The 13,653-nt window shown below is 69.9% G+C and carries 14 protein-coding genes; 12 read left to right on the forward strand and 2 right to left on the reverse strand.

The genetic code is table 11. The annotated features are described in order from the left end of the window. The first annotated feature begins 105 nt into the window (after positions 1–105). From PKO50_RS11055 to PKO50_RS11085, 7 genes are all read left to right on the forward strand, one after another. The gene (locus tag PKO50_RS11055; protein WP_275629699.1) at positions 106–1,581 is read left to right on the forward strand and encodes an NAD(P)/FAD-dependent oxidoreductase; all 1,476 of its coding nucleotides are present in this window, start codon (positions 106–108) and stop codon (positions 1,579–1,581) included. After that, on the forward strand, positions 1,565–2,506 hold the full coding sequence (locus PKO50_RS11060; RefSeq protein WP_275629700.1) for an alpha/beta hydrolase: 942 nt from the start codon (positions 1,565–1,567) through the stop codon (positions 2,504–2,506). Before PKO50_RS11055 ends, PKO50_RS11060 begins: the two co-directional genes overlap by 17 nt. Beyond that, positions 2,506–3,267, forward strand: a complete 762-nt coding sequence (locus PKO50_RS11065) for an SDR family oxidoreductase (protein ID WP_275629701.1) — start codon at positions 2,506–2,508, stop codon at positions 3,265–3,267. Before PKO50_RS11060 ends, PKO50_RS11065 begins: the two co-directional genes overlap by 1 nt. 107 nt (positions 3,268–3,374) lie before the next feature. After that, a complete protein-coding gene (locus PKO50_RS11070) occupies positions 3,375–4,274 on the forward strand; it encodes a DMT family transporter (protein WP_275629702.1) in 900 nt (299 codons plus the stop codon). Positions 4,275–4,510: 236 nt separating this feature from the next. Continuing rightward, positions 4,511–4,852, forward strand: coding sequence for a ribonuclease E inhibitor RraB (locus tag PKO50_RS11075; protein WP_009619201.1), 342 nt, complete (start codon positions 4,511–4,513; stop codon positions 4,850–4,852). A 163-nt stretch (positions 4,853–5,015) separates the two neighbouring features. Next, a complete protein-coding gene (locus PKO50_RS11080) occupies positions 5,016–5,720 on the forward strand; it encodes a type 1 glutamine amidotransferase (RefSeq protein WP_275629703.1) in 705 nt (234 codons plus the stop codon). A 101-nt stretch (positions 5,721–5,821) separates the two neighbouring features. Next, the gene (locus PKO50_RS11085; protein ID WP_109933042.1) at positions 5,822–6,907 is read left to right on the forward strand and encodes a PAS domain-containing protein; all 1,086 of its coding nucleotides are present in this window, start codon (positions 5,822–5,824) and stop codon (positions 6,905–6,907) included. A 367-nt stretch (positions 6,908–7,274) separates the two neighbouring features. Here PKO50_RS11085 and PKO50_RS11090 read toward each other — a convergent pair whose 3' ends face one another. Both PKO50_RS11090 and PKO50_RS11095 read right to left on the reverse strand, forming a co-directional pair. After that, positions 7,275–7,838 carry a carboxymuconolactone decarboxylase family protein gene (locus PKO50_RS11090; RefSeq protein ID WP_275629704.1) on the reverse strand — a complete coding sequence of 188 codons (564 nt, stop codon included), beginning with the start codon at positions 7,836–7,838 and terminating at the stop codon, positions 7,275–7,277. A 10-nt stretch (positions 7,839–7,848) separates the two neighbouring features. After that, positions 7,849–9,177, reverse strand: a complete 1,329-nt coding sequence (locus PKO50_RS11095; RefSeq protein WP_275629705.1) for an aspartate aminotransferase family protein — start codon at positions 9,175–9,177, stop codon at positions 7,849–7,851. Between the two features lie 367 nt (positions 9,178–9,544). Here PKO50_RS11095 and glnH point away from each other — a divergent pair, with 367 nt between their 5' ends. The 5 genes from glnH to PKO50_RS11120 are packed head-to-tail and all read left to right on the forward strand — an operon-like array spanning position 9,545 to position 13,649. Beyond that, positions 9,545–10,288, forward strand: coding sequence for a glutamine ABC transporter substrate-binding protein GlnH (glnH, locus tag PKO50_RS11100; protein ID WP_089390301.1), 744 nt, complete (start codon positions 9,545–9,547; stop codon positions 10,286–10,288). A gap of 17 nt (positions 10,289–10,305) precedes the next feature. Beyond that, entirely contained in the window at positions 10,306–10,962 is a 657-nt protein-coding gene (gene glnP / locus PKO50_RS11105; protein WP_069866202.1) for a glutamine ABC transporter permease GlnP, read from the forward strand. Beyond that, positions 10,959–11,681, forward strand: coding sequence for a glutamine ABC transporter ATP-binding protein GlnQ (glnQ, locus tag PKO50_RS11110; protein ID WP_109933038.1), 723 nt, complete (start codon positions 10,959–10,961; stop codon positions 11,679–11,681). The genes glnP and glnQ overlap by 4 nt, the downstream gene beginning before the upstream one ends. Before the next feature lie 10 nt (positions 11,682–11,691). After that, entirely contained in the window at positions 11,692–12,750 is a 1,059-nt protein-coding gene (locus tag PKO50_RS11115; protein ID WP_256595816.1) for a C45 family peptidase, read from the forward strand. Next, the gene (locus tag PKO50_RS11120; RefSeq protein ID WP_275629706.1) at positions 12,747–13,649 is read left to right on the forward strand and encodes a MurR/RpiR family transcriptional regulator; all 903 of its coding nucleotides are present in this window, start codon (positions 12,747–12,749) and stop codon (positions 13,647–13,649) included. The genes PKO50_RS11115 and PKO50_RS11120 overlap by 4 nt, the downstream gene beginning before the upstream one ends. Positions 13,650–13,653: the final 4 nt, after the last annotated feature.

Below are 13,653 nucleotides of genomic sequence, written 5' to 3' on the forward strand. Positions count from 1 at the left end.
ATAACCCGGCGCGGAGGGTGGCACTAGCCTATGCTCATCCGCCAGCGCGGCGGACGACGGCAGGCCTTGCGGGGCCGCCGTCCAGCCAAAATCGGGAGCACAACAATGCACAATACTTCCCGTGATCCGGCACCCTTGCGCGTGCTGATCATCGGCGCCGGCTTCGGCGGCCTGGGCCTGGCCATCCGCCTGCAGCGGGCCGGCATCCACGACTACCTGATCCTCGAGAAAGCCGCCGACGTCGGCGGGGTGTGGCGCGAGAACAGCTACCCCGGCGCCGCCTGCGACGTGCCTTCGCACCTGTATTCCTTCTCCTTCGAACCCAAGGCCGACTGGACGCGCAAGTTCGCGCCCCAGGCGGAGATCCTCGACTACCTGCGCCACTGCGCCGACAAGTACGGCCTGCGCCCGCGCATCCGCTTCGGCTGCGAGGCGGTGGACGCCTGCTTCGACGAGGCCGCCGGGCAGTGGGTGGTGCGCTGCGCCGACGGGCAGACGCTGCGCGCCCGTGCCCTGGTCTGCGCCACCGGCCAGCTGAGCCGGCCGCTGTACCCGCGCATCCCCGGCCTGGAGGGCTTCCGCGGCGCGGCCTTCCACTCGGCGCACTGGGACCACCGCGCCGACCTGCGCGGCAAGCGGGTGGCGGTGATCGGCACCGGCGCCAGCGCCATCCAGTTCGTCCCGCGCATCGCCCCGCAGGTGGCCGAGCTGCTGCTGTTCCAGCGCAGCGCGCCCTACGTGATCGCCAAGCCGGACCGCCCCTACGCCGCCTGGGAGCGCCGGCTCAAGGCGCGCCTGCCCTGGCTGCAGCGCCTGGACCGCGGCCTCAAGTACCTGCAGCACGAGTCTCGGGTGCTGGCCTTTTCCACCTTCCCGCCGCTGATGAAGTTCATGCAGCTGAGCTTCCGCCTGAACCTGCGCCGCGGTATCGCCGATGCGCAACTGCGCCGGCGGTTGATCCCGGACTACCCGCTGGGCTGCAAGCGCATCCTCATCAGCAACGACTACTACCCGGCGCTGGCGCGGGACAACGTACGGGTGATCGACACCGGCATCGAGCGGGTGACCGAGGACGCCATCGTCACCCGCGACGGCCAGCGCCACCCGGTGGACGCCATCGTCTTCGGCACCGGCTTCGCCGCCACCGAGTTCCTCGCCCCCATGCGCATCCAGGGCCTGGGCGGACGCTGGCTGGAGCAGGCCTGGGCCGAGGGCGCCGAGGCCTACAAGGGCATCAGCGTCAGCGGCTTCCCCAACCTGTTCATCCTCTACGGGCCGAACACCAACCTGGGGCACAACTCCATCGTCTACATGCTGGAGAGCCAGTTCCCCTACGTGCTGGCCTGCCTGCGCCACCTCGACGAGCAGGGCCTGCGCTACCTGGACGTGCGGCCCGCCGTGCAGAGCGCCTACAACCAGGCCCTGCAGCAGGGCCTGCAGCACACCGTGTGGGAGAGCGGCTGCGACAGCTGGTACAAGACCGCCGCCGGCCGCAACACCAACAACTGGCCGGGCTTCACCTTCCGCTACCGCCAGCAGACCCGTCAGCCGGAGTTCGCCGACTATGAATGCGCCCGTTGAGTTCGCCCCGCCGGTCTCCCTCTCGCAGCGCCTGCTCGCCGGCCTGCTGCGCGGCACCCTGCGCCTGCTGTTCCGCGGGCTGATGCGCCCGTCGATCCCGGTGCCGATGCAGCGCCGGGTGCTGAATGCGCTTACCGCCGCCACCCTGACCCCGCGCGGCGTGCAGCGCGGCGCGGAAGTCATCGCCGGGGTGCCCTGCGAATGGCAGCGCGCGGGCCAGGGCGAAGGCCGCACGCTGCTCTACCTGCACGGTGGCGCCTACCTGGTGGGCTCGCCGGCCACGCACCGGGCGATCACCGCCAACCTGGCGCGCCTGGGCCGCCTCGACGTCTGCGCGGCGGACTACCGCCTGGCCCCGGAGCACCGCTTCCCGGCGCCGCTGGAAGATGCCCTGGCGGTCTACCAGGCGCTGCTGGCGCGCGGCCAGGACCCGGCGCGGCTGGCCGTGGCCGGGGATTCGGCCGGCGGCCACCTGACCCTGCAACTGGCCGTGGCGCTGAAGGCGCGGGGCCTGCCGCTGCCCGGCGCGCTGGTGGTGTTCTCGCCGGTCACCGACGTCAGCTGCAGCCAGTGGCACCAGCCGAAGGCCGGCGACCCGCTGATCGGCCGCGCCTGGGTGGAAAGCGCCATCGCGATGTTCTGCCCGCCCGGCGTGGCGCGCGACTCGGCGCAGTTGTCGCCGCTGTTCGCCGACCTTTCCGGGCTGCCGCCGCTGCTGATCCAGGTCGGTGAGGACGAAGTGCTGCGCAACGACAGCCTGCGCCTGGCCGGTGCGGCGCGTAAGCGGGGAGTGGACGTCACCCTGCAGCGCTACCGCGACTGCTGGCACGTGTTCCAGGCCCACGCCGGGGTGCTGCGCATCGCCGACCAGGCCCTGGGCGAGGTGGCGGGCTTCCTCGGCCGGCACCTCGGGGGAGGGCGCTGATGGACAGCATCCTGATCACCGGCGCGGCCTCGGGCATAGGCGCGGCCAGCGCGCGGCTGTTCCATGCCCGCGGCTGGCGCGTCGGCCTGCTGGACCTGAACGCCCAGGCCCTGGACGGGCTCGCCGCCGAACTGGGCGGCGCCTGGCAGCGGGTGCTGGACGTCACCGACGCGGCGGCGGTGCGCGAGGCGCTGGCGGATTTCGTCGGCGCCGGAGACGGCCGCCTGCGCCTGCTGTTCAACTGCGCCGGCATCCTGCGCTTCGGCCGCTTCGAGGAGATCCCGGCGCAGGAGCATGGCCGCCTGCTGGCGATCAACGTCCAGGGCCTGCTCAACTGCTGCCACGCCGCCTTCGCCCACCTCAAGGCCACGCCCGGCGCCCAGGTGCTGAACATGGGCTCGGCCTCCGGCCTGTACGGCGTGCCGGAGATGGCCACCTATTCGGCCTCGAAGTTCGCCGTGCGCGGCTTCACCGAGGCGCTGGAACTGGAGTGGCGGCGCCACGGCATCCGCGTCGCCGACCTGATGCCGCCCTTCGTGCGCACGCCCATGGTCACCAGCCAGGGCTACGAGCCGCCGGTGCTGCGCCGCCTGGGTGTGCGCCTGCGGGCCGAGGACATCGCCGCGGCGGCCTGGCGCCAGGCCCACAGCACCCGGGTGCACCGGCCGATCGGCGCGCTGTTCCGGGCCATGTACTGGTCCGGCCAGCTGTCGCCGCCGGCGCTCAACCGCTGGGTGATGGGCTGGCTCAGCCGCGAGTGAGCGCAGAGGGCTTGCACTGCCGTGGTGCAGCCCGGATGCTGTAGGGCCCGTCCGCAGCCGCAGGAGGTTGGCTGCCGGGCCCTTCCGCCCACCGCAAGGAAGCCGCCATGCCCTTCGCCTATTTCTGCCTGGCCCTGTCGATGCTGCTGGTCGGCGGCAACATCGCCATCGGCAAGCTGGTGCTGGAAGAACTGCCCGTCTACCTGTTCGCCCTGCTGCGCTTCCTCATCGCCAGCCTGGTGCTGCTGCCCGGCCTGGCCCTGCCGCGGGTGCGCGCGGGGCTGGATGGCGGCGCCTGCCGCGGGCTGTTCCTGCAGGCCTTCTTCGGCTGCTTCCTGTTCAGCCTGTGCATGCTGCACGGTGTGCAACTGACCTCGGCGACCAGCGCCGGCATCATCACCAGCGCCACGCCCAGCGTCATCGCCCTGCTGGCCTGGCTGTGGCTGCGCGAGCGCCTGGAGCCGCGCGGCCTGCTGGCCATCGCCCTGGCGGTGCTGGGCATCGCCGCGCTGAACCTGCTGGAGCGCCCGGCGGGCGGCCGCAGCGGCGTGGCGGGCAACGCCCTGGTGCTGGGCGCGGTGGTCGCCGAGGCGCTGTTCGCCATCTATTCGCGGCGCCTGTCGCTGCACCTGCACTCCTGGGCGATGGCCCTGGGCGTCAACCTCGCCGGGCTGCTGCTGTTCCTGCCCCTGGCGCTGCCCGAGGCGCGGGCGCTGGACTGGCGCGGCGTGTCCACGGCGACCTGGGGCTGGACGCTGTTCTACGCCCTGAGCGCCAGCGTACTGTCGTTCCTGCTGTGGTACCGCGGCATTTCCCGGGTGCAGGCCAGTGTCGCCGGGCTGTTCACCGGGCTGATGCCGGTGGGCTCGGCGCTGGTGGGCGTGGGCCTGCTGGGCGAACGCTTCGGCGCCGGCCACGCCCTGGGCATGGCCCTGGTGCTGGCCGCGTTGCTGCTGGCGACGCGGCCCGCGGCGCTGCCGCCCGTCGCCGCCGAACGCGCCGATTGACCGCCAGGGCGGCATTCGGCCGGCATAGGCGCTACGCTGAAACTGTTGGTTGCCGGCAGACGGACCCTCCTGCCTGCCAGTTCAATACCTTTGGCGACCAATTGGGGGACGTTGAAGCATTTTTGGCGTTTCCTGTGGCACAGCGAAGTGCCCGCCGCAGGCCCGGCCGCAAGCCGGGCCGGCATTGGCTGGGAAACTAGGTGAAACCCTGAACGTCTCGAAAGGAGGTGCGTACCATGGAAAAGCCCCTCTCGGAGGATATCAGTGTCAATGTGCTGCGCCGGATGAAGGAAGGGGGCTTCGATTTCGCCCGCATTCATCCCATCGACTTCTTCGCCATCTTTCCCGATGAACAGAACGCCCGCCAGGCCGCCCGGCAATTTCGCGGCGAATCCCTGAGGGCCCAGGTCGAAGCCCGTTCCGATGGTGGCTGGAACCTGCAGATCAGCAAGGTGATGTTCGCCACCCACGCGGCGATCGGTGCATTCGAACACGACCTGGAGGAAGTCGTGGCGCCGCTCGGAGGTGTGCTCGACGGCTGGGGCGTGACCCAGGAAGTGAGCAGCCTGCGTCCCTGATCCAACCCGTTCGTCTCGCCGCCAGGCCGCGCCGGCCGGTGGCTTCCCACTCCCATGAACCCGATGCGCCCGCGCCGCCGGAAGGCGGTGCGGGCCTGCCCGCGGGCGCGCTGGGGGTTATGGTCGGGCGCCTTTTGCGGCAGACTGCCGCGCGGAGGTAAGCATGACCGATATCCTGATCCTGACCCACGCCGACTTCTGCCCGCCGGGCCACCTGGCCTGCGTGCTCGACCGCGCCGGCCTGGCCTTCGAGGTGCGCCGCGCCGACCACGGCGAGCTGGACGGCTACGACCTGGAGCGCCCCAGGGCGGTGGCCATCATGGGCGGCCCCATGAGCGTGAACGACGACCTGCCCTGGCTGCGTACCGAGGTGGCGGCGCTGCGCCGTTTCATCGAGCGCAAGGTGCCGATGATCGGTCACTGCCTGGGCGGCCAGCTGCTGGCCAAGGCCCTGGGCGCATCCATCCGCCACCAGGGCTATACCGAGATGGGCTGGCAGCCGATGCGCCGCCTGGAGTCCGCGAGCCCCTGGCTTGCGCACCTGCCCGGGGAATTCCCGATCTACCAGTGGCACGGCGACACCTTCGACCTGCCCGAGGGCGCCGAGCGCCTGCTGTCCAGCCCCTGGTGCGCCAACCAGGGCTTCTCCTGGGGCGGCTTCGTCCTCGGCCTGCAGGGCCACCCGGAGATGACCGAGGAACTGGTCAGCGGCTGGATCAACGGCTGGCCGCAGTACCTGGACCCCAGCCAGCCCAGCCAGGAAAGCGCCGAGGTGATGCTCGACGACCTGCCGCGCAAGGTGGCTGACCTGAACCGCGTGGCCGAGGGCTTCTACGCCCACTGGCTGAGGCTGGCCGGCCTGGCGTGAGCGGGCGGGGTGCACGGCCGTGCGCCCCGGGGTTTGCTGTAATCCAGCGGTTTACAACTGTGTATACTGCGGCTCCAGGCTTCCCCAGGACAGGACCGCGCATGACGGAAAACAGCTTCGCCTTCCGCCTCAAGGAATTGCTCGAACTCAACAAGCTGACCCTGCAGGCGGTGGCCAGCGCGCTGGGCATTTCGCGCACCGCGGTGCACAAGTGGACGCGCGGCGGCGAGATCGACTACGACAACCTGCGCAAGCTGGCCGCCTTCCTCAAGGTCAACTGGATCTGGCTGCGCTACGGCGAGGAGGCCGTGCGCGACCTGCAGGCGCTGGAGCCCATCGAGCTGCCGATGACCGACGTGCGCCGCCGCTACACCGCCGAGATCATGGAGAGCGAGGCGCGCATGAAGCTGGCCCAGGAGAGCGCGCGCATCGTCACCTGGGAATGGAACCTGATCAGCGACGAGGTCACCTACTCGCCCAACGTCGAGGAGGTCTACGGCTGGCCGGTGAGCCACAACCAGGACTTCTGGCCGCACCTGCCGGCCGAGGACGTGGCCGCCATGCGCGCCATGTACGACCAGGCCATCGCCGAGGGCAGCGGCTGCGAGTGCGACTTCCGCATCTACCGCCCGGACGGCGAGCTGCGCTGGATCGCCTCCCGCGCCCGGGTGGTCAAGGACAGCGCCGGGCGCTCGGTGAAGATGGTCGGCATCAGCATGGACAACACCGCGCGCATGGCCGCCGAGGAAAAACTGCGCAACAGCGAGGAGCGCTTCCGCGCCATCTTCGAGCTGACCTGGGGCGCGCTGGCCTACATCGGCCTGGACGGCACCTGGCAGCGCGTCAACGGCAGCCTCTGCGAACTGCTCGGCTACAGCGCCGAGGAACTCTACGGCATGACCTTCCAGCAGCTCACCCACCCCGACGACCTGGAGCGCAACCTGCAGCTGCTGCGCAGCATGCTGGCCGGGGAAATCGACCGCTACGTGGTGGAGAAGCGCTGCCGGCGCAAGGACGGCCGCTACGTCTGGGTGCGCGCCCGCACCTCGCTGCAGCGCCGCCGCCAGGACGGCCTGCCGGAGCACCTGATCAGCGTGTTCGAGGACATGGGCCCGGCCCGCGCCGAACGCGAGCGCCTGCAGGCGCGCATCGCCGAGCTGGAGGCGCAGCTGGCGGAGCGTGCCTGAGGCGGGACGCAGGCGCGGGGCAATGGCGGATAACGCCGTAGGCGTTATGCGCCCTACGACCGTGCCACCGTATGGTTCCGCGTGGCGGAGGCAATCGATCGTAGGGCGAATAACCGTTCGCGGTTATCCGCCGTTGGCCGTGCCGCCGGGGCGTCCGGTAATCGCGGAAAAGTTCCGCTCCTACGGTTCCAGGAAAGCACGGTCGTAGGAGCGGGCCCTGCCCGCGATTTCGCGCGCAGGGCGCGCTCCTACAGGGAATGGCTCGGGTGGGGCGGCGTAGGAGCGGATCTCATCCGCGATCCGCGCCGGAACGTCCGGCTATCGCGGAAAAGTTCCGCTCCTACGAAAGGCCCGTGCCCATGCCCGCTCAGGGCTCGGCGAAGGGCAGGGGCGTGTCCGTTTCGCGGCGTACGGCGAAGGTGTTGAGGGTCATGGCCACCAGCGCGTAGTAGCCGAAGATGCCCACCAGTTCCACCATCCCGGCTTCGCCGAAGGCACCCACACCCTCGTCGTAGAGCGCCTGCCCGATGCGCTTGCTGGCGTAGAGGCTACTGCCCAGGCGGTAGACCAGGCGCTCGTCGTCGCGGGCGAACAGCGGTTCCTCGCCGCGCCGCAGGGCTTCGATCACCTCGTCGGCCAGGCCGGCCCGGCGTGCGATGGGTTCGTGGATCTGCCATTCCGCCTGGGATTGCCACCAGGCCGCGGTGAGCAGGATCGCCAGCTCGCTCAGGCGCAGTTCCAGGCGCGTGCCGTAGCGGCAGAAGGCCCCCAGCTTCTGCGCGCTGTCGGCCAGCTGCGGGCTGTGCACCCAGGCCAGGAAGGGACCATCGAGGTTGCCGCGGGGGCCGCTGAGGATGTCGTTCAGCACGCGGCGCTGTTCGTCGTCCATGCGCTCGTCGGTGAGCGGGGTGAGGCGCGATTCGATCTTCATGGGGCTGTCCTCAGAGGCTGCCGATGGCCTTGTCGATGGCGCGCTGCAGCTTGTCCACCAGTTCGTCCAGCTGCGCCTCCTCGAGGATGAAGGGCGGCGCCAGGAGGATGTGGTCGCCGCTGCGGCCGTCCAGGGTGCCGCCCATGGGATAGCACAGCAGGCCCTCCTGCATGGCGGCTTTCTTGATCCGCGCGTGCAGCTTCGCCTCGGCGGGGAAGGGCGCCTTGGTGTCGCGCTCGGCCACCAGTTCCAGGCCCTGGAACAACCCGCGCCCGCGGATGTCGCCGATGTGCGGATGGGCGCCGAAGGCCTGTTGCAGCCGTTGCTGCAGGCCGTGGCCCAGGCTGCGCACGCGCGGCAGCAGGTCGCGTGCCTCGATGGTCTTCTGCACCGCCAGGGCCGCGGCGCAAGCGGTGGCGTGGCCGATGTAGGTGTGGCCGTGCTGGAAGAAGCCCGAGCCCTGGGCGATGGCGTCGTGGATGCGCTGGCTCACCAGGGTGGCGCCGATGGGCTGGTAGCCGGCGCCCAGGCCCTTGGCGATGGTGACCAGGTCGGCGCTTATGCCTTCCTGTTCGGCGGCGAACAGGCTGCCGGTGCGCCCCATGCCGCACATCACCTCGTCGAGGATCAGCAGCACCCCGTGGCGGTCGCAGATTTCCCGCACGCGCTTGAAGTAGCCCGGCACCGCGGTCACCGCGCCGAGGGTGGCGCCCACCACCGGCTCGGCGACGAAGGCCATGACCTTGTCCGCCCCCAGGCGGAGGATTTCCGCTTCCAGTTCCTGCACCAGGCGTTCGCCGTAGGCCTCGGGCGTCTCCCCGGCGGCCTGGTCGCGGTAGGCATAGCAGGGGCTGACGTGGCTGACGTCGATCAGCAGCGGCTGGAACTGCTGGCGCCGCCAGGCGTTGCCGCCGGTAGCCAGGGCGCCGAGGGTGTTGCCGTGGTAGCTCTGGCGGCGGGCGATCAGGTGCGTGCGCTGCGGCTGGCCGATCTCCACGAAGTACTGGCGGGCCAGCTTGAGCGCCGCTTCCACCGCCTCGGAACCACCGCTGACGAAGTACACCGAGCGCATGCCGGCGGGCGCGCGGGCGACCAGGAAGTCGGCCAGTTCCTCCATGGGCTCGGTGGTGAAGAAGGAGCTGTGGGCGTAGGCCAGGGTGCCCACCTGCCGGCGCACCGCCTCGATCACCGCCGGGTCGCTGTGGCCCAGGCAGGACACCGCCGCGCCACCGCTGGCATCCAGGTAGCGGCGGCCTTCGCTGTCGACCAGGTAGGCGCCGTCGCCGCGGACGGCCGTGGGGTAGGACTGGGTGAGGCTGCGGTGCAGGACGTGGCTCATGGTGACCTCCGGGTTGGTTGCGCAAATATTAATTGCATTTTTTGTGTTGGCAATCTTTTGTTGCGCAGCGGTTGCGCGATCGAGGAGGCTGGCGAACGACTAGAAGCGGCGAAGTAGAGAAGCTCTTGGTCAATTTTCCACTGGATGAAGGCCGCAAGCATCCGGCAAGGTTTGATAAAAATACTTGCAATCGTATTTATTGCATGTTTATTTTGCGAAAAAGCACCCTGTGCATGCAGCCCCTTCCGTGGGTTAGCCGCTCAAAACAATAAAGTCCGGGCCCCGGCCCGTTGCGATCGAACTGCCGCTAATGCGCGCCCCGCCGGCCGGCGGGGCGCAACCACCGACCCGCAAGAGGAAGTCCTGCATGAAAAAGCTGCTTCAAGCCTCGTTCGCCGCGCTGTCCCTGTTCGCCGCCGCCAGCTCCATGGCCGCCGGCAAGGAACTGCTGATCGCCACCGACACCGCCTTCGTGCCCTTCGAGTTCAAGCAGGGCGACAAGTACGTGGGCTTCGACATCGACCTGTGGGCGGCCATCGCCAAGGAGATGGGCGTGAGCTACCAGCTCAAGCCGATGGACTTCAACGGCATCATCCCCGCGCTGCAGACGCGCAACGTCGACGCCGCCCTGGCCGGCATCACCATCAAGGAAGACCGCAAGCAGGTCATCGACTTCTCCGACGGCTACTACGACAGCGGCTTCCTGCTGATGGTCAAGGCCGACAACGACAGCATCAAGGGCGAGGCCGACATCGCCGGCAAGAGCCTGGCGGTGAAGAGCGGCACCTCGGCCGCGGACTACGCCAAGGCCAACCTCAAGGCTGCCGACCTGCGCCAGTTCCCCAACATCGACAACGCCTACCTGGAGCTGCGCACCGGCCGCGTCGACGCCGCCATGCACGACACCCCCAACGTCCTCTACTACATCAAGACCGCCGGCGACGGCCAGGTGAAGGCGGTGGGCGAGCAGATGATGGCGCAGCAGTACGGCATCGGCTTCCCCAAGGGCAGCGAGCTGCGCGAGCCGGTCAATGCCGCGCTGAAGAAGCTGCGCGCGGACGGCACCTACGCGCAGATCTACCGCAAGTGGTTCGGCACCGAGCCCAAGTGAGCCGGAGGTAGAACCCCATGCATTTCCAATGGTCCGCCATCTGGGACGCGTTGCCGGTGCTGCTCGAAGGCGCCCGGCTGACCCTGTGGATTTCCATCCTGGGCCTTGCCGGCGGCGCCGTCATCGGCCTGCTGGCCGGCGTCGCCCGCGCCTACGGCGGCTTCTTCTCCAGCCGCCTGGCGCTGGTGTTCGTCGAGCTGATCCGCGGCACGCCGATCATGGTCCAGGTGATGTTCATCTACTTCGCCCTGCCGCTGATGATCCCGGTGCGCATCGACCCGTTCAGCGCGGCGGTGGTCACCATCATGATCAACTCCGGCGCCTACATCGCCGAGATCACCCGCGGCGCGCTGCTCTCGGTGAACCGCGGGTTCCGCGAGGCCGGGCTGGCCCTGGGGCTGTCCGGGCGCGACACCCTGCGCTACGTGATCGCCCCGCTGGCCTTCCGGCGGATGATCCCGGCGCTGGGCAACCAGTGGATCGTCAGCATCAAGGACACCTCGCTGTTCATCGTCATCGGCGTCGCCGAGCTGACCCGCCAGGGCCAGGAGGTGATCGCCGGCAACTTCCGGGCGATGGAGATCTGGTCGGCGGTGGCGGTGATCTACCTGGTCATCACCCTGGTATTGAGTTACGTGCTGCGGCGCATGGAGTCGAGGCTGAAGATCCTATGATCGAGTTCAAGCGGGTATCCAAGCACTTTGGCCAGACCGAGGTGCTCCACGACATCAACCTGAAGATCGGCAACGGCGAGGTGGTGGTGATCATCGGCCCCTCCGGCTCCGGCAAGTCGACGCTGCTGCGCTGCATCAACAAGCTGGAGGTGATCACCGGCGGCGAGCTGTTCGTCGACGGCATGGAGGTCAACGACCCGAAGGTCGACGAGCGCCTGATCCGCCAGGAGGCGGGCATGGTGTTCCAGCAGTTCCACCTGTTCCCGCAGATGACCGCGCTGGAGAACGTGGCCTTCGGCCCGATCCGCGTGCGCGGGGCGAAGAAGGCCGAGGCGCAGGCCCTGGCCCGCGAGCTGCTGGCCAAGGTCGGCCTGTCTGACCGCGCCGGGCATTACCCGTCGGAGCTGTCCGGGGGCCAGCAGCAGCGCGTGGCCATCGCCCGCGCCCTGGCGGTGAAGCCCAAGCTGATGCTGTTCGACGAGCCGACCTCGGCGCTGGACCCGGAGCTGCGCCACGAGGTGTTGCAGGTGATGAAGGACCTGGCGGAGGAGGGCATGACCATGGTCATCGTCACCCACGAGATCGACTTCGCGCGCAAGGTCGCCTCGCGGCTGATCTTCATCGACAAGGGCCGCATCGCCGAGGACGGCGAACCCGCCAGCCTGATCGGCAACCCTGCCAGCCCGCGCCTGCGGGAGTTCCTGCAACATGTCGCCTGAAGGTCGCCCCATGAGCCTGAGCCCCCTGAACCTTTCCGGCAGCGCCTACGAAATCGGCCTGGGCCTCGGCCGTTTCGGCCGCGACGCGGTGCACCAGCGCCTGCGCACGCTGCCGCTGTGGCGTAGCCTGGCGGCGCGGGCCGGTTCGGCCGCGGCGCAGCGTATGCAGGCGCAGGTCCAGGCGCAGTTCCCGCGCATCTGGGACGAGCTGCGCGGCCTGGCCGACGGCCTGGAGTTGCCGCTGGAGGAAGTCTTCCTGTGGAACTGCCGCGGCGATTTCGTCCAGGACGCCAGCGTCGACGGCTGCACCACGGTGTTCGGCCCCGCCGAGGGCGGCTGGCTGATCGCCCACAACGAGGACGGCCTGCCTGCGCTCGACGGCTGCTGCGGCCTGCTCCACGCGCAGCCCGAGCAGGGCCTGGGCTTCACCAGCTTCGTCTACCCCGGCTCCATCCCCGGCCACACCTTCGCGGTGAACGCGCGCGGGCTGGTCAGCACGGTCAACAACATCCGTCCCAGTGCCATCCCGGCGGGGCTGCCGCGCCAGGTGCTGGCCCGCGCGGTGCTGGACGCCGAGAGCCTGGCCCAGGCCGTGGCCGTGCTGTCCACGGCGGGGCGCGCCGGGGCCTTCCACCATGCGCTGGGGCAGGTGGGGGCTAGCCAGCTGTTCAGCGTCGAGGCCTGTTCCGGCGGCGTGGCGGTGCGCGAGGTCCTGCGCCCGGCGGGGCATTCCAACCACCTGCTGGATGCCGCGCTGGACGCCCGGGGCCAGCGCATCACCGGTAGTTCCGGCAGCCGCCAGCGGCGCGTCGATGCCTTGCTGGCCGGCTCGCCCGCGCAACTGGACGAGGCCCGCGCCCTGGCCATCCTGCGCGACACGGCGGATGCCGAGCTGCCGGTCTACCGCCGCGCCGCGGACGACCCGGACGACGAGAACACCCTGGCCACGGCCGTGTTCCGCATCGCCGCGAACTCGGTAGAATGGCGCGTCCACTGCCAGCCCGACACCCGAGAGGTCGAGGCCCGGGGCAGTGTCCGCCCCGATCCCGCACCTGGACCCGCACGATGAGCCAAGCGCCCGCCGCACTGCCCGACAACCTGGGAGCCCTCAAGCAACTGCTGGAGGACATCGAGCGCGGCGGGGCGGGCATCTCCCTGGGCGGCAGCTCGCGCCGGGTGCTGGCGGCGCTGATCGAGGCGCCGCAGCGCACCGCGGTATCGTCCATCAGCGAGCTGGCCGAGCAACTGGGGGTCAACGCCTCGACCCTCTCGCGCCTGGCCCAGCGCCTGGGCTACGGCGGCTTCAGCAAGTTCCAGGACGTGTTCCGCCGCGAGCTGACCGAGGGCAAGAGCTTCTACAGCGACCAGGCCTCGCGCCTGCTGCTGACCCCCGCCGACAGCACCCTGTCGCGCCTGACGCGCCTGGGCCGGCAGGAGAGCGCCAACATCGCCAGCCTGATCGAGCAGGTCGAGCCGGACGTGTTCGCCCGCGTGGTGGAGCTGCTGGCCGGCGCGCGGCGCGTGCGCATCCACGGCATGCGCCAGTTCACCTCGCTGGCGCTGTTCATGTCCTACGGCCTGGGCATGCTGCGCCCCGACGTGGCGGCGCTGGATTCCAACCGCCAGGGCGTGGCCGATGCCCTGGCGCAGCTGGATGCCGGCGACGTGCTGGTGGTGGCCAGCTGCTTCCCCTACACGCCGAGCGTGCTGGCCACCGCCGAAGTGGCGGCGCGCCATGGCATCGAGGTGGTGGCCCTGACCGATTCGTCGAGTTCGCCGCTGGCGCGGGTGGCGCGGCACAGCTTCTACGTGCCCAACCACAGCCTGTTCTACAGCAACAGCATGTGCGCCTTCATGCTGCTGGCCCAGGGGCTGCTCAGCGAAGTGGCCGGGCGCCTGGGCGAGAGCGCGCTGGCCTCGCTCAAGCATCGCGAAGCGCTGATCGGCGAGTTGAATTCGTCGCTCTGAGCCC

The sequence above is a fragment of the Pseudomonas sp. 273 genome (assembly GCF_029201425.1).
Classification (GTDB): Bacteria; Pseudomonadota; Gammaproteobacteria; order Pseudomonadales; family Pseudomonadaceae; genus Pseudomonas; species Pseudomonas delhiensis.